Genomic DNA, 26,558 nt, shown 5'->3' with positions numbered 1-26,558 from the left:
TTTACTGACAAAGATTAAAGTATAATCAATATTGACCCTCCGAACCTTCTTCTTTATGAAGAAATAAGGAGGGTAACTTTACGGGTCTAGCTCAGTTGGTAGAGCACTGGTCTCCAAAACCAGGTGTCGGGAGTTCGAGTCTCTCGACCCGTGCTAGAAATGATCTGAAATAGATGAAAAAAATAGTTGCATATATAAAGGATTCTTATACAGAATTAGTTCATAAGGTATCCTGGCCATCCAAAGAAGAACTATCCGGCAGTACGGTGATTGTTTTAATTGCTTCCATAATAATTGCCTTAGTAGTATTTGGAATAGATTCTTTATTTGAGTGGATATTAAAAATCCTCTACGGTATTTTATAATCCTGAATTAGAGACACAATGACTGAAGAGAGAAAAAAATGGTACGTTTTGCGTTCCGTTAGTGGTAAGGAAAATAAGGTCAAAGAATATCTTGAGTCAGAGATAAAAAAAACCGATTTGGGGAAATATATTTCTCAAGTCTTAATCCCTACAGAGAAAACTTTTACGGTGCGAAACGGGAAAAAAGTGATGAAAGAACGCGCTTATCTTCCCGGCTATGTACTTATTGAAGCTGAACTGACAGGGGAGGTTATTCACGAACTTAAGAATATCAATTTTGTAGCCGGTTTTCTGCCTAATACAACTAACCCCCAACCTTTAAAAGAGTCGGAGGTTAAGCGTATTCTTGGCACAATGGATGAATTGGAAGAAGCTGGCGAAGATATGGATATGAAATACTATGTTGGAGAAAATGTTAAAGTGATCAGCGGTCCTTTCAGCAGTTTCTCTGGTGTGGTTGAAGAGGTGAATGACGAGAGAAAGAAACTCAAAGTGATGGTTAAAATTTTCGGCAGAAAACAGCTGCTGGAATTAAGTTATATGCAAGTAGAGAAAGAATAATCAGATATTTGGTTACGCAGATTCTGTAAATTCTTCAAAGTGTTTCGAAAAATCCCAATTAATTAAAATCAAGAAAATGGCTAAAGAAGTTGCCGGACAACTAAAATTACAAATTAAAGGAGGAGCTGCAAATCCATCACCTCCCGTAGGACCTGCATTAGGTTCGAAAGGACTAAATATTATGGATTTCTGCAAGCAATTCAATGCCAGGACTCAGGACAAAGCCGGTAAGATATTACCAGTGGTAATTACATACTATGCCGACAAGTCGTTTGATTTTATTGTTAAAACACCACCGGTTGCAGTACAACTGTTAGAAGCAAGTAAAGCAAAGGGAGGTTCAGCTGAACCTAATCGCTTAAAAATAGCTGCAATTACCTGGGAACAGGTTGAAGCTATTGCACGCGAGAAAATGACCGACTTAAACTGTTTCACACTGGAGTCTGCAATGAGAATGGTAGCTGGTACGGCCCGAAGCATGGGTATTACAGTAAAAGGGAAATTTCCTCAGAATATTAATATTTAAAACTTCAATTGAGACATGAGTAAACTTACAAAAAATCAAAAGTTAGCTTTAAGTAAAATTGAAGTGGGGAAAGCCTATTCACTAAAAGAGGCAGCAGTTCTGGTTAAAGAAATTACTACAACTAAATTTGATGCTTCTGTTGATATCGATGTACGCCTAGGCGTGGATCCACGTAAAGCTAACCAAATGGTAAGAGGTGTTGCATCTCTTCCACACGGAACAGGAAAACAAGTAAGAGTTCTTGTATTGTGTTCTCCGGAGGTCGAAGCCCAAGCTAAAGAAGCTGGTGCCGACTACGTAGGACTGGATGAATATATCGAAAAAATTAAGGGTGGTTGGACAGATATTGATGTTATAATCACTCAACCGCAAATTATGGGTAAAATAGGTGCACTTGGCCGTATATTAGGTCCACGTGGTCTTATGCCTAACCCAAAGAGCGGTACTGTAACTCCCGACGTAGCAACTGCTGTGAAGGAAGTTAAACAGGGTAAAATCGACTTTAAAGTTGATAAAGCCGGTATTATTCATACTTCTATAGGAAAAGTATCATTTACGCCGGAACAGATTCGAGACAACGCTAGAGAATTTATCCAAACGTTGATCAAATTGAAACCGTCAGCAGCAAAAGGTACTTATATTAAGAGCGTTTATCTTTCTAGTACAATGAGTCCCGGTATTAAACTGGATACAAAATCATTAGAAGAAACCAATTAAAAAAGGAAATCAATGAAAAAGGAAGATAAAAAACGAATAATAGAGCAAATATCAGCTGATCTGCAGAAATACGAAAACTTCTATCTCACAGACATTGCAACATTAAATGCAGAGAAAACGAGTATATTAAGAAGAGAATGTAACACTGAAGATATTAAGCTGGTAGTTGTTAAGAATACCTTATTGCAAAAAGCATTCGAATCATTAGATAAGAACTATGAAGAGCTGTATCCTGTATTAAAAGGAAATACAGCTATTATGTTCTCTGATGTAGCAAATGCTCCTGCTAAGCTAATTGATAAACATAAGGCAGATAAGATACCTGTATTTAAAGGTGCTTATGTTCAGGAAAGCTTCTTTATTGGAGCAAACACACTGAAAGACCTTGTAAACATCAAGAGCAAAACAGAGCTTATTGGAGATGTTATTGGATTATTACAATCTCCTGCTAAGAATGTTATCTCAGCACTCCAATCCGGCGGTAATACTATACACGGAGTTCTGAAAACTCTGTCGGAAAGAGAATCTTAATTAAAGATCCGAATAATTTATTGAAAATAAATTTTTCAGACAACAAACAGAATTAGTAATCAATTTAAACAAATACAAAAAATGGCAGACTTAAAAAAATTTGCTGAAGACCTGGTTAACTTAACTGTAAAAGAGGTTAATGAACTAGCCGAAATTTTAAAAACTGAGTACGGTATTGAACCAGCTGCTGCAGCTGTTGCTGTTGCTGCAGGACCTGTAGGTGGTGAAGAAGCCGCTGCTGAAGAAAAGAATTCATTCGATGTAATTCTTAAGAGCGCTGGCACTGCAAAACTTGCAGTTGTTAAAGCGGTTAAAGAACTTACCGGACTAGGGCTTAAAGAAGCTAAAGATCTAGTTGACGCTGCTCCAAGTGAATTGAAAAAAGGTGTAACAAAAGACGAAGCTGACGCTTTGAAAAAACAACTTGAAGAGGCTGGAGCAGAAGTTGAACTTAAATAGCATATACCTATATTAGGTTTATTCGGTTAGGAATCTTCAGCACTGAAGGTTCTTAACCTTTTCTGTCAATATATATTAGGTTCATAAATTCATCCCCATGTCTTCAAACAAAGCTAATCAAAGAATAAATTTTGCGTCGATTAAAAATCCGCTTGACTTCCCAGACTTTTTGGAAGTTCAGTTACAATCATTTCAGGATTTTATCCAACTCGACACACCCCCGGAAAGCAGAAAAAAGGAAGGATTGTATAAGGTTTTCACGGAAAATTTCCCAATCACAGATACCCGAAACAATTTTGTACTTGAGTTTTTAGATTACTATGTTGATCCTCCACGCTATTCTATAGATGAGTGCGTTGACAGAGGACTGACTTATAGTGTGCCACTAAAAGCAAAACTATATCTGTACTGTACTGACCCTGACCACGAGGATTTTACACCGGTCATTCAAGATGTTTATCTGGGAACTATACCCTATATGACCGAGAAGGGTACATTTGTTATTAACGGTGCGGAACGTGTTATCGTTTCACAGCTTCACCGTTCGCCGGGCGTGTTCTTTGGACAGAGCCTTCATGCGAATGGAAGTGTTCTGTATTCTGCCCGTGTTATTCCTTTTAGAGGATCATGGATAGAATTTGCAACGGATATCAACAACGTAATGTACGCCTATATAGATAGGAAAAAGAAATTACCTGTTACTACTCTTTTACGTGCCATTGGGTTTGAGAATGATAAAGATATTCTTGAAATATTTGATCTTGCTGAAGAGGTAAAAGCAAATAAAACAAACCTGAAGAAAGTTTTAGGCCGTAAACTAGCTGCACGTGTCTTGAAATCCTGGATGGAAGATTTTGTGGATGAAGATACGGGTGAAGTTACTTCAATCGAAAGAAATGAGGTAATCATTGAACGTGAAACAATTCTTGAACAAGAGCATATAGATGAAATTATTGAATCTGGTGTATCTTATATTCTTCTACATAAAGAGGCATCCAATTCAATTGACTACTCTATAATTTATAATACTCTGCAGAAAGACCCGAGCAACTCGGAAATTGATGCTATTAAACACATTTATCGTCTATTACGTAGCGCTGAGCCAGCAGATGATTCAAGTGCACGAGAAGTTATAAACAACCTATTCTTCTCCGAAAAGAGATATGACTTAGGTGATGTGGGACGATACAGAATAAATAAGAAACTCAATCTTAATATCGCAGATGATATTCGTGTACTCACGAAAGAAGATATTATTGAGATTATAAAGTACCTTATCGAATTAATTAACTCTAAAGCGGTTGTAGATGATATTGACCACTTAAGCAACAGACGTGTAAGAACTGTTGGTGAGCAGTTATATACTCAATTCGGTATAGGTTTAACTCGTATGGCACGTATTATCCGTGAAAGGATGAACGTAAGGGATAACGAGGTGTTTACACCTATTGATCTAATTAATGCGAAAACAATTTCTTCCGTAATTAATACATTCTTCGGAACGAATGCTTTATCGCAGTTTATGGATCAAACGAATCCTCTTGCCGAAATTACACACAAAAGACGTTTATCAGCACTAGGGCCAGGCGGTTTATCACGTGAGCGTGCCGGTTTTGAAGTGCGTGACGTTCATTTTACTCACTATGGCCGTCTCTGTCCTATTGAAACTCCTGAAGGTCCAAATATCGGACTTATTTCATCACTTTGCGTTTATGCAAAAATTAATGATCTTGGTTTCATTGAGACTCCATATCGTAAAGCTGAGAATGGTGTCGTAAATATAAATAATGAAGATATCATTTATTTAGCAGCGGAAGAGGAAGAAGAAAAAATTATTGCACAGGGTAATGCTCCACTTGATGAAAATGGCCGTTTTATAAATCCAAGGGTTAAATCAAGACAAGATGCAGACTACCCGGTAGTTGCACCTGAAGAGGTGGATCTGATGGATGTATCTCCAATGCAGATTGCATCTATAGCCGCATCACTTATTCCATTCCTTGAACATGATGATGCTAACCGTGCTCTCATGGGTTCAAATATGATGCGCCAGGCTGTTCCACTTATTCGTACTGAAGCCCCGATCGTGGGAACTGGTATTGAAGGAAATGTAATTAAAGACTCCAGAACCCAGATAGTAGCTGAAGGTAATGGGGTTATTACATATGTTGATGCAACAACTATTAAGATTAAATATGAGAGAACTGAAGAAGAAGAATTCACCAGCTTCGAAGATTCAGAAAAGACTTATAATATACCTAAATTCCGTAAGACAAACCAGAATACAACTGTTGACCTCCGTCCTATTTGCAGTGTAGGTCAGCAAGTTAAAGCTGGAGAGATTCTAACAGAAGGTTATGCTACTGAAAATGGTGAACTGGCATTAGGTAAGAACCTTAAAGTGGCTTTCATGCCTTGGAAAGGTTATAACTTTGAGGATGCTATTGTACTTAACGAGAGAATGGTTAGTGAAGATGTATTTACATCTGTTCACGTTGAGGAGTTCTCACTCGAGGTTCGTGAAACCAAGAGAGGTATGGAAGAACTTACTTCGGACATTCCAAACGTAAGTGAAGAGGCAACCAAAGATCTTGATGAGAGAGGAATCGTAAGAGTTGGTGCCAGAATTAAACCTGGTGATATTCTTATTGGTAAGATTACTCCTAAAGGTGAATCAGATCCATCTCCGGAAGAGAAATTACTTCGTGCTATATTCGGTGATAAGGCAGGTGATGTTAAAGATGCATCACTAAAAGCATCTCCTTCTCTTAAAGGGGTAGTTATTCATACAAATCTATTCTCTAAAGCATCCAAGAAAGGCAAGACTAAACTTTCAAATAAAGCTATACTCCCAAAACTGGATGAAGAGTATGAGGCAAAATTTGAAGAGTTAAGAAAAATTCTGATAGAAAAGCTTATTAAGCTGACTGATGGCAAAACTTCTGCCGGAGTGAAAGATTACACCAATATTGATATCGTTCCTAAAGGTGCTAAATTTACTCCAAAGATTTTATCTGACATAGATTATCAATCTGTTCAGTTAAATAAATGGACTACAGATACTCATAAGAATACACTTATACGTGCAACGGTTATCAATTATTTGCGCAGGTTTAAAGAACTTGATGCAGAACTTAAACGTAAGCGTTTTGACCTGACAATTGGAGACGAATTGCCATCAGGTATTATGCAAAGTGCTAAAGTGTATGTTGCTAAAAAGCGCAAAATACAGGTGGGAGATAAAATGGCGGGTCGACACGGTAATAAAGGTATCGTTTCAAAAATTGTTCGCCAGGAAGATATGCCTTTCTTAGCAGACGGAACACCTGTTGATATCGTTTTAAATCCTCTGGGTGTACCATCACGTATGAACCTTGGACAGATTTTTGAAACTGTATTAGGCTGGTCAGGAAAACAGCTGGGAGTTAAATTCGCTACCCCAATTTTTGATGGCGCTCAATTGGAAGACATGAATGAGTGGACAGATAAAGCTGGTATTCCTGCATATGGAAAAACTTATTTGTATGACGGTGGGACAGGTGAAAGATTTGACCAGCCGGCTACAGTAGGAATTATTTATATGCTTAAGCTTGGTCATATGGTTGAAGATAAAATGCATGCACGTTCTATTGGACCATATTCACTTATTACACAGCAGCCGTTGGGTGGTAAAGCTCAGTTCGGAGGTCAGCGTTTTGGTGAGATGGAGGTGTGGGCACTTGAAGCATTTGGAGCTTCTCACATTCTTCAGGAAATTCTTACTGTTAAATCGGATGATGTTGTTGGACGTTCCAAAGCATATGAAGCAATAGTTAAGGGTGAGGCAATGCCTCAGCCGGGTATACCTGAGTCGCTCAATGTACTTATTCATGAGCTTCAGGGATTGGGACTAGACATCTCTCTCGATTAATTTTTCACCGATGGATGATTATTGCAGTTTATCTGCATAATCATCTTCAGGAGATTCAAACAAAAAATTATAACTCTTTATAAAGGTTATTATGGCATATAGAAAAGAGAATAAAATAAAGAGTAACTTTTCAAAAATTACGATCAGTCTGGCTTCACCGGAAAAAGTTCTTGAAAACTCTTATGGCGAAGTTTTAAAGCCGGAAACAATTAACTACCGTACATACAAACCTGAACGTGACGGATTATTTTGCGAACGTATATTCGGTCCAGTAAAAGATTACGAATGTCACTGCGGAAAATATAAAAGAATTCGTTATAAGGGTATCGTGTGTGATCGTTGCGGTGTAGAAGTTACAGAAAAAAAGGTGCGTCGCGAACGTACGGGACATATCCATCTGGTAGTTCCTGTTGCTCATATATGGTATTTTAGATCATTACCTAATAAAATAGGTTATCTGTTAGGTATACCAACAAAAAAACTGGATACAATTATTTATTACGAAAGATATGTCGTAATCCAGCCTGGTATTCTTGAGGACAAATTGTCGGAAAAAGATCTTTTGACAGAAGATGAATATCTTGAATATCTGGACTCAATTCCAAAGGAGAATCAACTTCTAGAAGATTCCGATCCAAATAAATTTATTGCTAAGATGGGTGCAGAAGCACTGTTGAGCCTGCTTGAAAGAATAAATCTTGACAAACTGGCAAATCAACTGCGTCACAAAGCAAATACTGAAACTTCTCAGCAACGTAAGAATGAAGCACTTAAGCAACTACAGGTAGTAGAGGCCTTCCGTGGTTCAAAAAATATTAATAAGCCTGAGTGGATGATAATGAAGGTAATTCCTGTTATTCCACCTGATCTCAGGCCACTGGTTCCTCTTGATGGAGGAAGATTTGCCACATCAGACTTGAATGACCTTTATCGCAGGGTTATCATACGTAATAATCGTCTGAAAAGGTTGATCGATATTAAGGCTCCTGATGTGATCCTCAGAAATGAGAAACGTATGCTTCAGGAATCGGTAGATTCATTATTTGACAACTCTCGTAAATCGAGTGCAATTAAAACTGAATCAAACCGTCCGTTGAAATCTCTATCTGACAGTTTAAAAGGAAAACAGGGGCGTTTCCGTCAAAACTTACTTGGAAAACGTGTGGACTACTCTGCCCGTTCGGTTATTGTGGTTGGTCCGGAGCTTAAGATGCATGAATGTGGTCTTCCTAAGGACATGGCAGCTGAATTATACAAACCGTTTATTATCCGTAAGTTAATAGAAAGAGGTATTGTTAAAACAGTTAAGTCTGCTAAAAAGATTGTTGACAGGAAAGAGCCTGTTGTTTACGATATACTTGAATATGTGATGAAAGGACACCCGGTTCTTCTGAACCGTGCCCCTACCCTTCACAGATTGGGTATTCAGGCTTTCCAGCCAAAACTTATCGAGGGTAAAGCAATTCAGTTGCACCCACTTGCATGTACTGCGTTTAACGCGGACTTTGATGGTGACCAGATGGCTGTTCACCTTCCTCTTGGAAATGAAGCAATTCTTGAAGCTCAGCTATTGATGCTTGCTTCTCATAATATTCTTAATCCGGCTAACGGTGCACCAATTACAGTTCCTTCACAGGACATGGTTCTCGGACTATACTATATTACAAAAATACGTCCGGGTGCTAAAGGAGAAGGAATGATTTTCTATGGTGAAGAAGAAGCTATAATTGCTTATAACGAAGGAGCAGTAGATATTCATGCTCTTGTTAAGGTAATTGTTGATGATATTGACGAAGAAGGAAATCCGATTCGTAAAATGCACGAAACTACTGTAGGCCGTGTTATTACAAATGAGGCTATTCCAAAAGAGGTGGGATATGTAAACGAACTGCTTTCTAAAAAATCTCTTCGCGATATTATTGGAAAGGTTATAAAAACTTGTGGTGTTGCACGTACTGCTCAGTATCTTGATGATATTAAGGACCTCGGTTATAAAATGGCATTCAAGGGAGGATTATCATTCAATCTTGAAGATGTAATTATACCAAAAGAGAAAGAATCTCTTATTCAGCAAGGTTATGACGAGGTTGAGCAGATTCTTGAGAACTACAATATGGGATTCATTACCTATAATGAACGTTATAACCAGATTATTGACACATGGACACATATTAACTCCAAGCTGTCGAATATTCTGATGAAACAATTATCTGAAGATGACCAGGGATTCAACTCTGTTTACATGATGCTTGATTCTGGAGCGCGTGGTTCGCGTGAACAGATCAGACAGTTATCAGGTATGCGTGGATTGATGGCGAAACCTCAAAAAAGTGGTGCTGAAGGTTCTCAGATTATTGAAAACCCAATTCTCGCTAACTTTAAAGAAGGTCTGTCGGTTCTTGAGTATTTCATCTCTACTCACGGTGCTCGTAAAGGTCTTGCGGATACAGCTCTTAAAACAGCTGACGCTGGTTATCTGACACGCCGTCTGGTTGACGTATCTCAGGATGTTATTGTAAATGAAGTTGACTGTGGCACTTTAAGAGGTTTAACAGCAACAGCTATTAAGAATAACGAAGAGGTAATTGCTTCTCTGTATGAACGTATTCTTGGTCGTGTCTCTGTACATGATGTACAGCATCCTAACACTGGAGAAATTATCGTAAATTCAGGTGAAGAAATTACAGAAGAAATTGCTAAGAAAATAGAAGAATCTCCGATTGAACGTGTTGAAATAAGATCAGTTCTGACTTGTGAATCATCACATGGAGTATGTGCTAAATGTTATGGTAGAAACCTTGCAACCGGTCATATGGTTCAAAAAGGTGAAGCTGTTGGTGTTATTGCTGCTCAGTCAATTGGTGAGCCGGGAACTCAGCTTACACTTAGAACATTCCACGTTGGGGGTATCGCATCTAACATAGCTGCAGAAAGTAGAATAATAGCAAAATATGATGGTATTGTTGAGTTTGAAGAACTACGCTTTGTAGAAACAGCTGACTCAGAAGGCAAACCATACAAAGTTGTTGTAAGCCGTTTGATGGAAATGAGAATTATCGATCCAAATACAAAAATTGTATTACTTTCTCATAACGTACCTTACGGTTCTAAACTCTACTTCAATCAGGGTGACAAAATTAAAAAAGGTGATCTGATATGTGAATGGGATCCATTCAATGCAGTAATTGTATCTGAAGCATCTGGTAGAATCCGTTTCGAAAACTTTACCGAAAACCTTACTTATAAGGTTGAATCTGACGAACAGACAGGGTTGAAAGAAAAGGTAATTATTGAATCTAGGGATAAAACAAAAGCTCCATCTGCACATATTGTTGATGAGAACGATGATATTTTAAGAACATATACACTACCTTTAGGTTCTCACATTGTTAAAAATGAGAATGATGTTATTAAAGCTGGTGATACGTTAGTAAAAATACCTCGTGCAGTTGGAAAATCTGGTGACATCACCGGAGGTTTACCACGAGTTACTGAGTTATTTGAAGCACGTAATCCTTCTAACCCTGCTGTTGTAACCGAAATTGATGGTGAGGTATCTTTTGGTAAGATCAAGAGAGGTAATCAGGAAATTTCAGTTACTTCAAAAACAGGTGAAGTTAAAAAATATCTTGTTCCATTGTCCAAGCAGATACTTGTTCAGGAAAATGACTATATCCGTGCTGGTATGCCTCTTTCAGAAGGCGCAATTACTCCGGCTGATATACTGGCAATTAAAGGGCCTACGGCTGTACAGGAGTATATTGTGAACGAAGTTCAGGATGTTTATCGTCTGCAAGGTGTTAAGATTAATGATAAGCACTTTGAAGTAATAGTACGACAGATGATGCGTAAAGTTGAGGTTGTTGATCCGGGTGATACTCGTTTCTTAGAACAGCAACTGGTTGACAAACTCGAAATTATGGAAGAAAATGACCGCACTTGGGGTAAGAAAGTAATTACTGATGCGGGTGATTCTCAAATATTCGAACCAGGCCAGATTGTTACAGTTCGTAAACTACGTGATGAGAACAGTTCTCTGAAACGTCGTGACTTGAAACTAGTGGAAGCACGTGATGCAGTTCCTGCAACAGCTAATCAGGTATTACAGGGTATTACCCGTGCAGCTCTTCAAACAACCAGCTTTATGTCTGCCGCTTCATTCCAGGAAACAACAAAAGTACTTAACGATGCAGCTATTCATGGTAAAGTTGATACTTTGGATGGACTTAAAGAGAACGTTATTGTTGGGCATCTTATACCTGCCGGTACCGGTCAGAGAGAGTTTGACAAGCTTGTTGTTGGATCTCGTGAAGATTTTGAGAAGATCAATGCAAACAAAAGAAGTAATCTGTTCCAGGAAGCAATTTCTCAGGAATAAATTAACTGATATAATATTTAAAAACCCGGAGCTAATTATAAGTTCCGGGTTTTTTTATATAATAAATATTGGATTTCAAACCTTAGATTGAGATATTTTATCTGATAAGATTATTTTCCGGTGGATCTTTTCAGATATTCATAAATAGCTTTTTGTGCTCGTACAGAAGGTTTATTATCATGTTTAAATACATTGTTCAGATTTTCATCTACCCATACTGCACTTTTATTATCAGCAAGCTGAATTCTCAGAATATCTATTATCTGTTTTTTCAGAGATACAGTATAGATTGGGAAAGCAACTTCTATGCGTCGGTGCAAATTTCTCTGCATCCAGTCTGCTGAAGTAAGATAAACATTCTCTTCTCCTTCATTAAAGAAATACCACACTCTCGCATGTTCAAGATATGCACCTACTATTCTTGTTACAGTTATATTTTTACTATAGGGCTGATTAGGAATCAGACAACATATTCCTCTGACAATCAGATCTATTTTTACACCTGCTTCACTTGCGCGATATAGTGCATCTATCATACCTTTATCCTCAAGACTATTCATCTTGAGAATAATATAGCCTATACCACCTTTTTTCACATTCTCAATTTCCCGTTCTATCATACGATGAATCTCGGATAGCATGTTGAACTGTGTTACCAGCAGGTGTTTAAAATTGTGCATATGAGGTTTTCCTTCAAGTACCCGGAATACTTCGTCAATATCTTTTATAAATTCCTTATTAGATGTAAGTAATCCTTTATCTGAGTATATCCGGGCTGTTTTTTCATTAAAATTTCCAGTTCCCAAATATGCATATCCTTTAATCGGCTCATCAGGATCATTGCTGCGTTTACGAACATATGCCAGTTTTGCATGTACTTTTAATCCTGGAAGGCTGTAAATAATTTTTACTCCTGCCTGTTGCATCAGTTCAGATGAAATATAGTTGTTTTCTTCATCGAAACGAGCTTTAAGTTCAACGAAAACCGTCACCTTTTTCCCATTCTTTGCAGCGCTGATTAAACTGTTTATAACAGCTGAGTTTTCTGCAACTCTATACTGAGTAACCTTAATTTCTAAAACTTTAGGGTCAAATGCTGCTTGTAACAGAAATCTAAGCAGGTAGTCAAAAGATTGATAAGGAAAATGCAGCAAAACATCCTGCTTTCTTAATACACGTAATACAGAGTTGTGAGATTCCAGCTCAGGTACTCTTAATGGTTGTGGAAGTTGTTGCTTTAATGCATTTCCAACAGGATTTGGCAGTTGTGCAAGATCGGACAAATTTAGGTATTGACCTGAGGGAAGTAGCTCTTCTTCTTCTATTTCATATGCCTCGCATAGATAATTAAGAAAATAATCTGGCATATTCTTATCGTATTGAAAACGAGTTACAGCTCCTATCTTACGTTTGCGTACTTTTTTCAATATCTCTTCAGCTATATCTTTCTGATCTTCATCTTCGAGTGAGAAATCAGCATCACGCGAAATCTTTATACTAAAACAGTCCATAATTTCATACCCGGGGAAAACACTTTTCAGGTTGGCTTTAATTACATCATCAATAAACATAATGTAATAATTACCACCATAAGAGGGCAATTCAATAAACCTGGGTATTTTGGTATATGGAATCTTCATTATAGCGTAAGTGTAATTTGAAGGATCATCTTCAATCTTTTTTTTCTTTTTAAGCAGACTGATTGTTTGATATATACGACCATCCTGAATGAATGAGTGAATATCATCTTTTTGAATGATCATTGGCTGAAGATATGGAAAAACTTCTTCATTGAAATATTTCTCTACATAGCTCTTATGAAAGGATTTTACTTCGTGAGTTTGATATAGTACAATACTATTCCTTTTCAGTTCAGGAAGAATCATATTATTAAAAATATTATAATACTCTTTTTCCTGTGAAGTTACTTCGTTGTTAATCTGAACTATTGTTTTTAGCGCCTCTTCAACTGATTCATCGCGATTAATTCTTTCAAGCAGAGAACTATGATAACCGCTTACTCTGATTTTATAGAACTCCTCTAAATTTGAGGAGTAAATGGATAAGAATTTTATTCGCTCATAAACCGGCAGCCGCTCATCTTTAGCTTCAAGCAGAACACGATAGTTAAAAGACAGCCAGCTTATATCACGTTTAAAATACGAGTATTGATGATTTTTCATTGTAAAGGGGTTGTAACTGTTTATTTATACTCAAAAATACGAAGTTTGTTTGAATAAAAGACATTTTGACAATATTTAGGATTGAAAATAATAGTACAAATTATTGAATCAGTTGTTTTCTATTTAAAAATCTATCTTTGTTGTCAAGAAACAATGTAATTTATATGAAGAAAATTGGGTTGCTGTCTGATACCCACGGATATTGGGACAATAAATTTGAGTTGTATTTCAAGGATTGTGATGAAATATGGCATGCGGGAGATATCGGAACAGTAGAGCTTGCCGAAAGGTTTGAGAATTTTAAACCTTTCAGGGCTGTTTATGGAAATATTGATGACAATATACTAAGAGCTCAATACCCTGATATATTGCGGTTTAACGTAGAGAATATTGATGTCTTGATGACTCATATAGGAGGATATCCGGGTAGATATGATCCTTCTTTACGCTCACAGTTACTTGCTAACCCACCGAAATTATTTATAAGTGGTCACTCTCATATACTTAAGGTTATGTATGATAAAAAAATTGAATGCCTTCATATGAATCCGGGAGCTGCTGGTATATACGGTTTTCATAAAGTTCGCACAATTCTGCGATTTATCCTTGATAATGGTAATATCAGAGACTTAGAGGTTATCGAAATAAAGTAGATTTTTAATTCTTTAAAGGCTCTCGAAAAGATAATCCAAGTATCAAATCAGACAAAATGATTATTCTAACTGATTATATCACTCTTTTTTGGTAACTTTGTCTTTTAATTCTATATATAAATCGATCAAAAACTGAGATATGATTTCTTTTTTCAAAACTCCCTCTAATAGTATTATAGCAGTAGAAACAGGAAAAACATTTACTCCTGAAACACTGCGTAAACTAAAATGGTTATTTGGTGAAGCTGAGTTGCTTGATACAGATATAATAGAAAAGCAATATGTTGGACCTCGCCGTGAAATGATTACTCCCTGGAGTACATGTGCTGTAGAAATTACCAGAAATATGGGAATAGATGGTATAACTCGAATAGAAGAATATACCCCTTTTTCAGATAATGGAGATTCATATTTTGATCCAATGCTTCAACGTATATATAAGAAGCTGGATCAGTCAGTTTTCACGATCGACAAAAAGCCTGAAGATATTATTTACATTGATGATATAGAGGCTTACAACCAATCTGAAGGATTGGCCATGAGTGTTGATGAAATAAACTATTTAAACAGTGTTAGCAAAAAGATGGGACGAAAACTCACAGATAGTGAAGTATTTGGGTTCTCTCAAGTTAACTCTGAGCACTGTCGTCACAAAATATTCAATGGAAAATTCATTATAGATGGTGAAGAAAAAGAGATGTCACTGTTTCAGATGATTAAAAAGACCTCTTCTGTCAATCCAAACTCTCTTATTTCAGCATATAAAGATAATGTTGCATTTATACAAGGACCAGTAATTGAACAGTTTGTACCAGCCAGTGGAGATAAACCAGACTATTTTATTACTAAAGAGATTGAGAGTGTATTATCTCTTAAAGCAGAAACTCATAACTTCCCAACAACTGTAGAGCCATTTAATGGAGCATCCACCGGAACTGGTGGTGAAATACGTGACAGACTTGCAGGTGGTAAAGGATCATTACCTATAGCAGGTACTGCAGTTTATATGACTTCATACCCTCGTCTTGAAAGTGATCGCCCCTGGGAACAAACACTCTCCCCTCGAAACTGGTTGTATCAAACACCTGAGCAGATCTTAATTAAGGCTTCAAACGGAGCTTCTGACTTTGGTAACAAATATGGACAGCCTCTGATTTGTGGCTCAGTTCTTACATTTGAGCACACTGAGAACAATAAAAAGTTTGGTTTCGATAAGGTTATCATGCTTGCAGGAGGTGTAGGATATGCAAATAAACGCGATGCAAAGAAAGGCATTCCTGAAAAAGGAGAAAAAATTGTAGTTTTAGGTGGAGATAATTATAGAATTGGAATGGGTGGTGGAGCTGTATCATCAGTTAACACCGGAGAGTATTCTGAAGGTATAGAACTTAATGCTATACAAAGAGCTAATCCTGAAATGCAAAAACGTGTATCTAACGTAATCCGCTCACTTGCAGAGTCTGAAGACAACCCAATTGTTTCAATTCATGATCACGGAGCGGGAGGTCATCTAAACTGCCTATCTGAAATAGTAGAAAGCACAGGTGGCATTATTGAAGTTGATAAACTGCCAGTTGGTGACAAAACTCTTTCTGCCAAAGAGATAATTGGCAACGAGAGTCAGGAACGAATGGGTCTTCTGATGAGTCAAAAAGATATAGAAAGAGTAGAGCGGATAGCATCAAGAGAACAGGCACCACTTTATGTTGTTGGTGAAACTACCGGTGATATGAGATTAACATTCACACAATCTAATGGAGTAAAACCTATTGATATGGAGTTGGATGACTTCTTTGGTAAAACGCCAGAAACTGTGATGAATGACACTACAATAATAGAGGAATACACTAAACCTGAATATGATATACAGAATCTGGAGGAGTATGTAGAAAATGTACTCAAGCTTGAGTCAGTAGCATGTAAGGATTGGCTAACAAATAAGGTAGATAGGTCTGTAACAGGTAAAATAGCTCGTCAGCAATGTCAGGGTGAAATTCAGTTACCTTTAAGCGATTGTGGTGCCGTGGCGCTTGACTACAGAGGACATGCCGGTATTGCTACATCAATCGGACATGCACCTCAAGTAGCTATGATTGATCCTGCTGCTGGATCTGTAATGGCAGTTGCTGAGTCTTTGACAAACATTGTATTTGCTCCACTGGCAAATGGGCTCCAGAGTGTTTCTCTAAGTGCTAACTGGATGTGGCCTTGTAAAAATCCGGGTGAAGATGCAAGACTCTACAAAGCTGTAGAAGCATGCTCCGATTTTGTTTGTGATTTGGGTATCAACATTCCTACAGGAAAAGATTCTCTCTCCATGACACAACAGTATGGAGAAGATAAAATTTACTCTCCGGGAACTGTAATTATTTCTGCAGCAGCAGAGGTTAGCAATATTCGCAAGATTGTATCTCCTGTGTTAGCATATATAAAAGGCACATACATTTATTATATAGATTTCTCATTCGATACATTTAAGCTTGGTGGCTCTGCATTTGCTCAGACTATGAGCAAAATTGGAGATGAGGCTCCAAGTGTAACAGATGCTGAATATTTTAAAAATGCATTTGCAGCGGTACAGGAACTGGTTAACAGAGGCTTAATTTTATCTGGGCATGATGTTTCAGCCGGAGGTATGATCACAGCAATGCTGGAGATGTGCTTTGCTAATCCAAAAGGGGGACTCGAGTCAAGACTAGATAAAATACGTAATTCAGATCTTATTAAAATACTATTTTCTGAAAATCCTGGAGTATTGATTCAGGTTAAACATCATAGACTAGTTGAGAAGATTCTTCAGGACTATGGTTTAGGTTTTGCAATAGTAGCCCGACCGATAGAAGATCGTAAACTTGTAATTGCTAAAGACGAATTTGTTAAAGAGTTTGATATTGATAAACTGAGAAATATATGGTACAAGACATCTTATCTGCTTGATAAGAAACAAAGTGGACCTGAACATGCAGAACTAAGATTCAAAAATTATAGTCAACAACCTCTTCAGTTTGAAATCAAACCTGAATTTACCGGTAAAATGGAAGATATGGGACTTAACCCAAATCGTAAAGTAAAATCAGGATTGACTGCAGCAATTATTCGTGAAAAAGGAACTAATGGTGAACGTGAAATGGCATATTCACTATTTCTTGCAGGTTTCGATGTAAAAGATGTTCATATGACTGATCTTACATCTGGAAGAGAAACTTTGGAAGATGTTCAATTAGCAGTTTTCTGTGGAGGATTCTCTAACTCAGACGTTCTTGGTTCCGCAAAAGGCTGGGCAGGTGGATTTAAGTACAATGAGAAAGCTAAAGCAGCTCTTCGTAATTTCTTTGCAAGAGAAGATACATTAAGTCTGGGTGTATGTAATGGATGCCAGTTATTAATGGAAATGGGACTTATTTTCCCTGAACTTGGTGAACAACACCCAAAAATGCAGCACAACACTTCAAACAAGTTCGAATCTACATTTGTAAGTCTTGTAATACCTAAGAATGAATCAGTAATGCTTAAGTCACTTGAAGGAACTAAGTTAGGCATATGGGTTGCACACGGAGAAGGACGCTTCGAATTACCAGGTAATGAAAGTGATTATAATATTGCTGCAAAATACCTTTATGATGAGTATCCTGGTAATCCAAATGGATCCGACTATTCTGCAGCTGCAGTATGCTCAAAAGATGGTCGCCATTTAGCAATGATGCCTCACTTGGAAAGAACAATATTCCCATGGCAAAATGCTTACTATCCTTTTGCTTACAGAAAACATGAGGTTACTCCATGGATGGAAGCATTTGTTAATGCAAGAGAATGGTTATCTGCGCGATAAACGATCAAAGTTGTCCATATTTGTGATAATTGTGAAATCTATTTAACTTAGCAAAAAGATAAAAAGTGACTGAACCTATATTTGAGTGGGAGTTGAAAGTACGCGATTATGAGTGCGATGTACAGGGTCATGTAAACAATGCCAATTACCAACACTATTTTGAAGTAACACGTCATGAGTTTCTTGAAAAAGCAGGACTCAATTTTTATGACCTTCACTCACAAGGCATTGACGCAGTTGTTTCAAGCGTACAAATAAGATATAAAGTACCACTACTTGGAATGAACAAATTTAAGTGTACAATAACAAGACTGGAAAAAGTAAATGTGAAATATATATTTCATCAAGAAATAATAAGAATACCTGATAATGTTATTTGTGCAAAAGCAAAAATTGAAGTCGTAAATCTTATTAATGGTAAACTTTCTAAACCCGATATTTTTGACAAGGCGTTTGCACAATTTATTTAGCTGATCAGCAAGAAAGACATCAAATAAAGTGAGAAGTATTGATTGATCAGATTTAAAAATAGTTTAAACAAGAAATTGACAAATAAATCGTTATACCAAATTGCACTCACACAAATTAAAGGTGTGGGTGTTGCTCATGCCCGTAATTTAATGGAGTTTATGGGTGATGAAGAGGAGATTTTTAAAGGCAGCATATCAAAACTGGAAGCAATACCTCGTATATCAAAACGACTTATATCTGAAATACGCAATCCGGAGGTATTAAGAAAGGCTGAAAAAGAGTTAGAGTTCGTAATTAAAAACAACCTTCATCTTATCTTTTATACAGATGAAAAATATCCACAGAGACTGAATAATTGTGTCGATGCACCCATTCTAATGTATGCAAAAGGGGATGTAGATTTTAATCGTGAAAAAGTTATCAGTATAGTTGGAACACGCAATTCCACAAGATATGGAAATGATTTTAGCAGGGAGTTTATAAAAGAGTTATCACTAAAGTTCCCAGATGTTCAAATTATTAGTGGATTAGCATACGGAATTGATATCTGTGCTCACAGAGCAGCTCTGGAAAATGGACTTTCAACTGTGGCTGTCCTGGGACACGGTCTGGACCGTATTTATCCATATGTTCATCGCCAAACTGCCATAGAAATTACTAAAAACGGGGCACTATTGACAGAATATCCAAGTGAAACTAATCCCGATGGACACAATTTTGTAAGACGCAACCGTATTGTAGCGGGTATGGCAGATGCAACAATAGTGATGGAATCAGGAACAAAAGGAGGTTCACTTATTACTGCAGATATTGCCAATTCATATTTCAGAGAGGTCTTTGCTCTACCTGGTCGTATACATGATAAAATGTCTTACGGGTGCAATAAACTGATTTCAGAAAATAAAGCATTATTACTTCAAAATACCGAGAATTTCATTTCTCAGATGGGATGGGAAATGGATGAGAGAAAGATATTACCAAGGCAAACAGAATTATTTCATGATCTTACACCAGATGAAGAAAAAGTGTATGAAATACTCAAAAAGGATAGCCCAAAACAGCTGAACAATCTTTCAATAGAATTAAATGTTCCACTTACTGAACTTTTAATGACACTTTTAGAGTTAGAAATGAAAAATATTGTAACTGCTCTTCCCGGTGGTATGTATAAAATAGTATGATTTTTTTTCATATCTTTGAGAGGACAATCATGCAGTATTAAATGTTTTGTTCTTCGAATAAATCAAAAGAGTTAAAACTATTTTAGAGGAATAAAAAACAACCTTTTTATTTAAAGTACAGTATTAATTATAAAAAAACAAAAGTATAGAGTTATGGCTGAAGAAAAAGAAAACAAAGTCAACAAGAACACGGAGAAGATTAATGAAAAAAGCAGTGAAAAACTGAAGGCTCTACGTGCAGCAATGGATAAAATAGAAAAGACTTACGGCAAAGGCTCTATCATGAAGATGGGAGATGAGAAAGTTGAAGATATACCTGTAATCTCCTCCGGTTCAATTGGTCTCAATGTTGCACTTGGTGTTGGAGGCTATCCAAGAGGAAGAATTATTGAAATATATGGCCCTGAATCTTCAGGTAAAACTACACTCGCCATTCATGCTATCGCCGAAGCTCAAAAAGCAGGGGGTGTTGCTGCTTTTATAGATGCCGAGAATGCTTTTGATCGTTTCTACGCAGAGAAACTTGGAGCTAACACAGATGAACTTTTAATTTCTCAGCCAAACAGTGGAGAAGAGGCTCTTGAGATAGCAGAACAGCTAATCCGATCAGCTGCTGTGGATATTATTGTAATCGACTCCGTTGCAGCTCTAACCCCTAGAAAAGAACTCGAAGGAGAGATGGGAGATGCCAGCGTTGGTCTGCAGGCACGACTAATGTCACAAGCATTGCGTAAGCTAACATCAGCAATTAGCAAAACAAACACTACATGTATATTCATTAATCAATTACGTGAGAAGATAGGTGTTATGTTTGGCAACCCCGAAACTACTACAGGTGGTAATGCCTTAAAATTTTACGCTTCAGTGCGTTTGGATATTCGCAGTAATGGCACACCTATAAAAGAAGGAGAAAATCAGATAGGCCGACCAACAAGAGTGAGAGTAGTCAAGAATAAAGTTGCTCCTCCCTTTAGAAAAGCTGAATTTGATATTATGTACGGTGAAGGAATCTCTAAAATTGGAGAGATTATAGATATAGGTGTTGAACTTGAAATAATAAAGAAGAGTGGTTCCTGGTATAGCTACAAAGAAACTAAACTCGGTCAAGGTCGTGATGCCGCCAAAATAGCTGTCAGAGACAATCCTGAGCTGGCAGAAGAGATTGAAGGTCTAATATACGAAGCTCTTAAAGAACAAAATAAATAATCTGAGTTTAATTATTCAGATTCCACAAAAGAGGTTTCCTAAAGAAACCTCTTTTTGCTAATTATATTTTTAATAAAGAATTCAGTTATAATTCACCATAATTCAATAACTTCCGTTTTTCATTGAACACCATTGCCTCAGTTTTGTTATAATTTTCCGATCGATAAATTAATTTAAACGTATTTTTAGTTTTCATTGTAGTTATTACAGTTACCTATAAAATCCTACTATATACAGAACCAAATTTAAAAGAGGGAATAAAATAAATTCGTATTATTGTATAAAAAAACAATCATGACTGAAAGAGCATTAGAACTAATCAAACAGTTTAATCCTAAGCCTGTTGAAATTCCAATTAATAAGTGTGAGCTTGAGGAGATAGTTGAAGTTTTATATACTTCGATGTTCCCTGTTTGTGAATGTAAAAACTCTACCAGCTTTAGAGATGGATTAATAGTCGCTATAGAGAAGCTACACCGTAATATTGAAGGTGTGAAAGATACTGAAACAGCTGATCAAATTATAGAATCTTTTTTGGAAAGTTTACCTGCAATTCATCAAAGGCTTTATGAAGATGCACACTGTTATCTGCAATCAGACCCTGCGGCTAAATCCCTTGAAGAGGTTATCCTTACCTACCCTGGCTTTTTTGCACTCAGTATCCACCGTATAGCACATAAACTACATGAATTAGGTGTACCACTTATTGCCAGACATTTTTCCGAATATGCTCATTCAAAAGTTGGAATTGATATCCACCCTGCAGCTAAAATAGGTAAAAATCTATTTATGGATCATGGCACAGGTATAGTAATTGGTGAAACAACAGAAATTGGTGATAATGTAAAAATCTACCAGGGTGTTACATTAGGAGCCCTTTTTGTTGAAAAGAAGTTATCTGATATCAAACGACACCCCACTGTAGAAGACAATGTAGTTATTTATGCTAATGCCACAATATTAGGAGGAAAGACCGTAATTGGCCATAATTCAACCATTGGTGGAGGCTCATGGCTCACTCAAAGTGTCATTCCTTATTCACTGGTTTACAACTCTGTAGATGTAAAAATACGTACTGTTAAGAGCTTTGTAGAACCTCACGATTTCGTTATTTAATTTAAATAACACATTTTACTTTTTTATTAATTACAGTTGTAGTTAAGGCAAAAATCTGAAACAGCAAGAACTTCTTAATCATTAAAAAGAATAGTTTCAAATATGAAATACAATAACATTTTAGAAACAGTAGGAAATACTCCACATGTTCGACTAAACAAGTTATTCCCATACCACGATGTATGGATTAAACTTGAAAAGCAGAATCCTGCAGGCAGTATAAAAGATCGTATAGCACTATCAATGATTGAGGATGCTGAGAGAATGGGAATAATAAAACCTGGAGACACCATTATTGAACCAACTTCTGGTAATACAGGAGTGGGACTTGCATTCTGCGGGGCAGTAAAAGGGTACAATGTTATCATCGTAATGCCTGAGTCTATGTCGGTTGAGAGAAGACAAATTATAAGTCTGTATGGAGCAGAACTAGTTCTCACCCCACGTGAAAAAGGAATGAGAGGAGCGATCGAGAAAGCAGGTGAACTGCAAAATGATATTCCGGGATCATGGATACCACAACAATTTCAGAATTTATCAAATCCAAAAATACATGCAAAAACAACAGCACAGGAGATAATCAAAGATTTTCCTGAAGGGATTGATTACCTGATTACAGGAATTGGAACAGGCGGACATATCACTGGTGTTGGTCGTGAACTTAAAAAGAGATTCTCTGAAATAGAGGTAATTGGAGTTGAGCCTATGGACTCTCCTATAATCTCAGAGGGAAGATCAGGACCGCACTCAATTCAGGGCATAGGAGCCGGTTTTATACCAGATACTCTTGACCTGGATGTTCTGGATGATGTAATAAAAGTAACCAAAGAAGAGGCTTTTGAATCTGCTCGTAAACTAGCTAGAGAAGAAGGAATATTTGGTGGAATCTCCACCGGTGCCTCCATTGCTGCGGTAATTAAAAAGATTGATGATTTAGTAGAGAATAAGCGAATTATAACCTTCAACTATGACACAGGCGAACGCTATTTATCACTTGATGGATTATTCAAATAAAAGGTGGAAGCTAATATAATTCACGTATTAGTTTTTTGTTGAATATAATAAACAAGGTTATTTATATGCTCAATTTTTAGTCAATTCAACTAAAGTTCATACAATCAATTAGATATATTATATCCAGAGATCTCTTCAAGTGTTGCAACAGCAGTCTCTACTGTTTTAACATTATCAATTACAAGAGATCTCTTTTTACCTGCTTCACGTAATTTACAGTTCCGTGGATGAACTTGAACATAATTAAGTAGTTTACCAAATGCAGCAGACTGATAATAAGGCGATTCACTATCTGATACAAGATTTAGCGACATTTTACCATTCTTAAGCATAATTTTTTCAATACCAAGTGGTCTGGCCAAACGCCTCAGTCGCACAATTCGTATAAGCTCCTTACCTTGTTTAGGCATCTTCCCAAACCTATCCTCCATCCTCTCAATGAAATCAAGAATCTCCAGCTCTGTCTCCATATTGTCGAGCTCCCTATAAATCGCAACCCTTTCAGCATCATTAGGAATATATGTAACTGGGAACATAAGCTCGAGGTCACTTTCTACATGCACATCATCAACAAAATCCTCATCCTTTGCCTTTTCACTCAATTCCTCATTATACAGATCTGAAAACTCCTCTTTTCTCAATTCCTGAACAGCCTCAGCAAGAATTTTTCTGTAGGTTTCATAACCCAGATCAGCTATAAATCCGCTCTGTTCAGCTCCCAGCAAATTACCGGCACCTCTGATATCCAAGTCCTGCATGGCAATATGCAGACCACTCCCTAGCTCTGAAAAATTCTCGATTGCCTGCAACCTTCTGCGTGAATCACCGCTCAAAGTATAAAGAGGTGGAGCAAGAAGATAACAAAAAGCCTTACGGTTGCTCCTTCCCACCCTTCCACGTAGCTGATGTAAATCGCTCAATCCAAAATTCTGAGCATCAATCACTATAATAGTATTTACGTTAGGCATATCAATACCCGACTCAATAATGGTAGTAGCTATTAAAATATCCTGCTCATGGTTCATAAAATCAGAGATAACACCCTCAAGTTTTTTAGGATCCATCTGACCATGACCAATAGCAATTCGAACATCTCTTATCTCCCTTTTAATTAATTCTGCAAGTTCATAAATATTCTGGATACGATTATTAACAATGAAAACCTGTCCATTACGGCTCAGTTCAAAATTTATAGCATCCCGAATTAACTCTATATCAAAAGTATGCACTTCTGTCTGAATAGGATAACGATTAGGAGGAGGAGTACTTATTGTTGACAAGTCACGTGAACCCATAAGAGAAAACTGCAAAGTACGTGGTATAGGAGTAGCAGTCATAGTCAACGTATCCACATTCACCTTCAACTGTTTAAGTTTCTCTTTTACAGACACCCCAAACTTTTGTTCCTCATCAATTATAAGAAGTCCCAGATCCTTAAATTTAACATCTTTACTTACCAAACGGTGAGTTCCTATTAAAATATCTATCTTCCCTTCATCCAGATCCTTTAGAATATCTTTTTGCTCTTTAGATGTTCTTACTCTGCTTAAATAATCAACTCTGACAGGGAAATTAGCAAGTCGATCTTTAAATGTATTATAGTGCTGAGTAGCCAGCACAGTTGTAGGAACAAGTACAGCCGTCTGTTTTCCATCTGTTGCTGCCTTAAAAGCAGCCCTGACAGCAATTTCAGTTTTCCCAAACCCTACATCTCCGCAAATCAAACGATCCATGGGCTGTTCACTCTGCATATCAGCCTTCACATCGCGAGTTGCTTTTACCTGATCAGGAGTATCTTCATACATAAAAGAAGCCTCCAGCTCTGTTTGCAGATAGGTATCCTTTGAGAATGCAAATCCTTTCTCCTGCTGCCTTTCAGCATAAAGCTTAATTAAGTCGCGCGCAATATCTTTAATCTTCGACTTAGTCTTCGCTTTTACTTTTTCCCATGCTCCGCTTCCAAGTTTATTTAATTTTGGAGATTCACCCTCCTTACCCTTATACTTAGAAATCTTATGCAATGCATGAATTGAAACGAAAACAGAATCATTATTCAGGTAATTAATTTTAATAACCTCCTGAATCTTATCGCCAATGGGCAAACGTACAAGTCCTGAAAACTTACCGATACCATGATCCATATGCACAACATAATCACCCGGCTGCAACTGATTTATCTCCTTAAGAGTAATGGCAATCTTACCCGAACGTGCCCTGTCTGATTTAAGGCTATACTTATGGAATCTGTCAAATATCTGATGATCAGTAAAACAACATATTTTCAGAGTATCTTCTATGAAACCCTCATGCAGAGTTTTATTCACAGGAATAAAAGGAATAGAATCATTACGATCCTCAAAAATATGAAACAGACGTTTCTGCTGTTTCTCACTATCACTTAATATATAGATAGTATATCCATTATCAATATATTGATGCAGCGAGTCGGTCAGCAGATCAAAGTTCTTATGATACAGAGGTTGAGCAGAAGTTTTGAAATTAATAACAGCATCAGCTGTTTCCTGCATTTTAGCATCAAACCTAATCTGTTTAAAAGATTTTACAGAGGATAAAAACTCATCTTTTGTCAAAAGATCCGCTTTTACAAATTTAACATCCAGTGGATCAATCTCTATATGCAGATCATCTTCATTGAGTGATTCAATACGACTGATTATCCATCTGATATCTTCAATCCCGATTATTGAAGAAGCAGGCAGTAAGTTGAAGATAGATGAATTCTTATTACTATTTCTTCCAAACTCGGGAACAATACGAATAGTATCAAATCTCTCTTTAGAGAGCTGAGTTTCCATATCGAAGTTACGAATTGTCTCAACCTCATCACCAAAGAAATCTATTCTGAATGGAAATTCTGATGCAAAAGAAAACACATCAAGAATACTACCCCTCTGCGCATATTGACCAGGCTCATATACATAGTCCACATACTGAAATCCATAATCGTCAAGAACCTCACTAATGAATGATGAGTCGACCTTCTCCCCCACCGAAACAGTTAATGTCTGTTCTCTCAAATGATCACCCGAAACCGTCTTTTCGGCAAGAGCATCCGGGTAACTCACAATTATCAGCGAGTTATTCTCCTCTTGTAACCTGCTTAATGTTTCAGTTCTCAAAATCTCATTAGCCGCATCAAGCTGTCCAAATTTTGCAGCTCTTTTATATGCAGAAGGGAAGAATAGCACATCTTTTGAACCTACTATCTGTGTCAGGTCATGATAAAAATACCCTGCAGATTCAGCATCATTCAATATATAGAGATAAACGCCTGAATTTTTATTAAAAAGAGCAGATGAAAACAGTGCACGCGACGATCCGTGCAAACCCTTTACCGATATAACATCTGCTTTTTTCAGTATTGAGCCTGCTGCCGAAACCTCAGGTAGCTTTCCAACTAACTGCTGTAGTTCTGTAATGTCTAAAGTTTTAACCAT

17 protein-coding genes and 1 tRNA gene are annotated in these 26,558 nt (G+C 37.1%); 16 read left to right on the top strand and 2 right to left on the bottom strand.

The window, feature by feature from the left end; all coding sequences use genetic code 11:
* Positions 1-80: 80 nt before the first annotated feature.
* The 9 genes from BN1354_RS00685 (at position 81) to rpoC (ending at position 11,447) form a co-directional block, all read left to right on the top strand.
* Positions 81-153 (top strand) — tRNA-Trp (locus tag BN1354_RS00685).
* A 20-nt stretch (positions 154-173) separates the two neighbouring features.
* Complete coding sequence (gene secE, locus BN1354_RS11805; RefSeq protein WP_045090200.1) at positions 174-365, top strand: preprotein translocase subunit SecE; 192 nt, start codon at positions 174-176, stop codon at positions 363-365.
* Positions 366-383: 18 nt separating this feature from the next.
* A complete protein-coding gene (gene nusG, locus BN1354_RS00680; protein ID WP_045090201.1) occupies positions 384-926 on the top strand; it encodes a transcription termination/antitermination protein NusG in 543 nt (180 codons plus the stop codon).
* 76 nt (positions 927-1,002) lie between these two features.
* A complete protein-coding gene (gene rplK / locus BN1354_RS00675) occupies positions 1,003-1,452 on the top strand; it encodes a 50S ribosomal protein L11 (protein WP_045090202.1) in 450 nt (149 codons plus the stop codon).
* A 15-nt stretch (positions 1,453-1,467) separates the two neighbouring features.
* Positions 1,468-2,169 (top strand): 50S ribosomal protein L1, encoded by a 702-nt coding sequence (rplA, locus tag BN1354_RS00670; protein ID WP_045090203.1) that lies wholly within the window; start codon positions 1,468-1,470, stop codon positions 2,167-2,169.
* A gap of 12 nt (positions 2,170-2,181) precedes the next feature.
* Complete coding sequence (gene rplJ, locus BN1354_RS00665; protein WP_053825940.1) at positions 2,182-2,700, top strand: 50S ribosomal protein L10; 519 nt, start codon at positions 2,182-2,184, stop codon at positions 2,698-2,700.
* Between the two features lie 81 nt (positions 2,701-2,781).
* Entirely contained in the window at positions 2,782-3,159 is a 378-nt protein-coding gene (rplL, locus tag BN1354_RS00660) for a 50S ribosomal protein L7/L12 (RefSeq protein WP_045090205.1), read from the top strand.
* 97 nt (positions 3,160-3,256) lie between these two features.
* The gene (gene rpoB, locus BN1354_RS00655) at positions 3,257-7,069 is read left to right on the top strand and encodes a DNA-directed RNA polymerase subunit beta (RefSeq protein ID WP_053825939.1); all 3,813 of its coding nucleotides are present in this window, start codon (positions 3,257-3,259) and stop codon (positions 7,067-7,069) included.
* A gap of 91 nt (positions 7,070-7,160) precedes the next feature.
* Positions 7,161-11,447 carry a DNA-directed RNA polymerase subunit beta' gene (rpoC, locus tag BN1354_RS00650; RefSeq protein ID WP_053825938.1) on the top strand — a complete coding sequence of 1,429 codons (4,287 nt, stop codon included), beginning with the start codon at positions 7,161-7,163 and terminating at the stop codon, positions 11,445-11,447.
* Between the two features lie 110 nt (positions 11,448-11,557).
* On the opposite strand, the gene ppk1 is transcribed toward rpoC, so the two are convergent.
* Positions 11,558-13,630: a polyphosphate kinase 1 gene (gene ppk1 / locus BN1354_RS00645; RefSeq protein WP_045090208.1), complete on the bottom strand. Its 2,073-nt coding sequence runs from the start codon at positions 13,628-13,630 to the stop codon at positions 11,558-11,560.
* Positions 13,631-13,794: 164 nt separating this feature from the next.
* Between ppk1 and BN1354_RS00640 the strand changes: the two genes are divergently transcribed.
* From BN1354_RS00640 to cysK, 7 genes are all read left to right on the top strand, one after another.
* The gene (locus BN1354_RS00640; protein ID WP_053825937.1) at positions 13,795-14,283 is read left to right on the top strand and encodes a metallophosphoesterase family protein; all 489 of its coding nucleotides are present in this window, start codon (positions 13,795-13,797) and stop codon (positions 14,281-14,283) included.
* Between the two features lie 139 nt (positions 14,284-14,422).
* Positions 14,423-18,112 carry a phosphoribosylformylglycinamidine synthase gene (gene purL, locus BN1354_RS00635; protein WP_053825936.1) on the top strand — a complete coding sequence of 1,230 codons (3,690 nt, stop codon included), beginning with the start codon at positions 14,423-14,425 and terminating at the stop codon, positions 18,110-18,112.
* 65 nt (positions 18,113-18,177) lie between these two features.
* Entirely contained in the window at positions 18,178-18,582 is a 405-nt protein-coding gene (locus tag BN1354_RS00630) for an acyl-CoA thioesterase (RefSeq protein ID WP_045090211.1), read from the top strand.
* Between the two features lie 75 nt (positions 18,583-18,657).
* Complete coding sequence (gene dprA, locus BN1354_RS00625) at positions 18,658-19,764, top strand: DNA-processing protein DprA (RefSeq protein WP_045090212.1); 1,107 nt, start codon at positions 18,658-18,660, stop codon at positions 19,762-19,764.
* 153 nt (positions 19,765-19,917) lie between these two features.
* Positions 19,918-20,970, top strand: coding sequence for a recombinase RecA (gene recA, locus BN1354_RS00620; RefSeq protein WP_045090213.1), 1,053 nt, complete (start codon positions 19,918-19,920; stop codon positions 20,968-20,970).
* 294 nt (positions 20,971-21,264) lie between these two features.
* The gene (gene epsC / locus BN1354_RS00615; RefSeq protein ID WP_045090214.1) at positions 21,265-22,086 is read left to right on the top strand and encodes a serine O-acetyltransferase EpsC; all 822 of its coding nucleotides are present in this window, start codon (positions 21,265-21,267) and stop codon (positions 22,084-22,086) included.
* Between the two features lie 102 nt (positions 22,087-22,188).
* Positions 22,189-23,100, top strand: a complete 912-nt coding sequence (gene cysK / locus BN1354_RS00610; RefSeq protein WP_053825935.1) for a cysteine synthase A — start codon at positions 22,189-22,191, stop codon at positions 23,098-23,100.
* Between the two features lie 104 nt (positions 23,101-23,204).
* Here cysK and mfd read toward each other — a convergent pair whose 3' ends face one another.
* On the bottom strand, positions 23,205-26,558 hold the full coding sequence (mfd, locus tag BN1354_RS00605) for a transcription-repair coupling factor (RefSeq protein WP_053825934.1): 3,354 nt from the start codon (positions 26,556-26,558) through the stop codon (positions 23,205-23,207).

This window comes from Lascolabacillus massiliensis, from assembly GCF_001282625.1.
Taxonomy (GTDB): Bacteria; Bacteroidota; Bacteroidia; order Bacteroidales; family Dysgonomonadaceae; genus Proteiniphilum; species Proteiniphilum massiliensis.
Note: the sequence above shows the minus strand (reverse complement) of the source record. Positions and strands in the feature narration are given on the sequence as shown.

Excerpts from the sequence above, each read along its gene's own strand:
- secE (WP_045090200.1), top strand. The coding sequence starts at position 174 with ATGAAAAAAATAGTTGCATATATAAAGGATTCTTATACAGAATTAGTT.
- nusG (WP_045090201.1), top strand. The coding sequence starts at position 384 with ATGACTGAAGAGAGAAAAAAATGGTACGTTTTGCGTTCCGTTAGTGGT.
- rplK (WP_045090202.1), top strand. The coding sequence starts at position 1,003 with ATGGCTAAAGAAGTTGCCGGACAACTAAAATTACAAATTAAAGGAGGA.
- rplA (WP_045090203.1), top strand. The coding sequence starts at position 1,468 with ATGAGTAAACTTACAAAAAATCAAAAGTTAGCTTTAAGTAAAATTGAA.
- rplJ (WP_053825940.1), top strand. The coding sequence starts at position 2,182 with ATGAAAAAGGAAGATAAAAAACGAATAATAGAGCAAATATCAGCTGAT.
- rplL (WP_045090205.1), top strand. The coding sequence starts at position 2,782 with ATGGCAGACTTAAAAAAATTTGCTGAAGACCTGGTTAACTTAACTGTA.
- rpoB (WP_053825939.1), top strand. The coding sequence starts at position 3,257 with ATGTCTTCAAACAAAGCTAATCAAAGAATAAATTTTGCGTCGATTAAA.
- rpoC (WP_053825938.1), top strand. The coding sequence starts at position 7,161 with ATGGCATATAGAAAAGAGAATAAAATAAAGAGTAACTTTTCAAAAATT.
- ppk1 (WP_045090208.1), bottom strand. The coding sequence starts at position 13,630 with ATGAAAAATCATCAATACTCGTATTTTAAACGTGATATAAGCTGGCTG.
- BN1354_RS00640 (WP_053825937.1), top strand. The coding sequence starts at position 13,795 with ATGAAGAAAATTGGGTTGCTGTCTGATACCCACGGATATTGGGACAAT.
- purL (WP_053825936.1), top strand. The coding sequence starts at position 14,423 with ATGATTTCTTTTTTCAAAACTCCCTCTAATAGTATTATAGCAGTAGAA.
- recA (WP_045090213.1), top strand. The coding sequence starts at position 19,918 with ATGGCTGAAGAAAAAGAAAACAAAGTCAACAAGAACACGGAGAAGATT.
- epsC (WP_045090214.1), top strand. The coding sequence starts at position 21,265 with ATGACTGAAAGAGCATTAGAACTAATCAAACAGTTTAATCCTAAGCCT.
- cysK (WP_053825935.1), top strand. The coding sequence starts at position 22,189 with ATGAAATACAATAACATTTTAGAAACAGTAGGAAATACTCCACATGTT.
- mfd (WP_053825934.1), bottom strand. The coding sequence starts at position 26,558 with ATGGTTAAAACTTTAGACATTACAGAACTACAGCAGTTAGTTGGAAAG.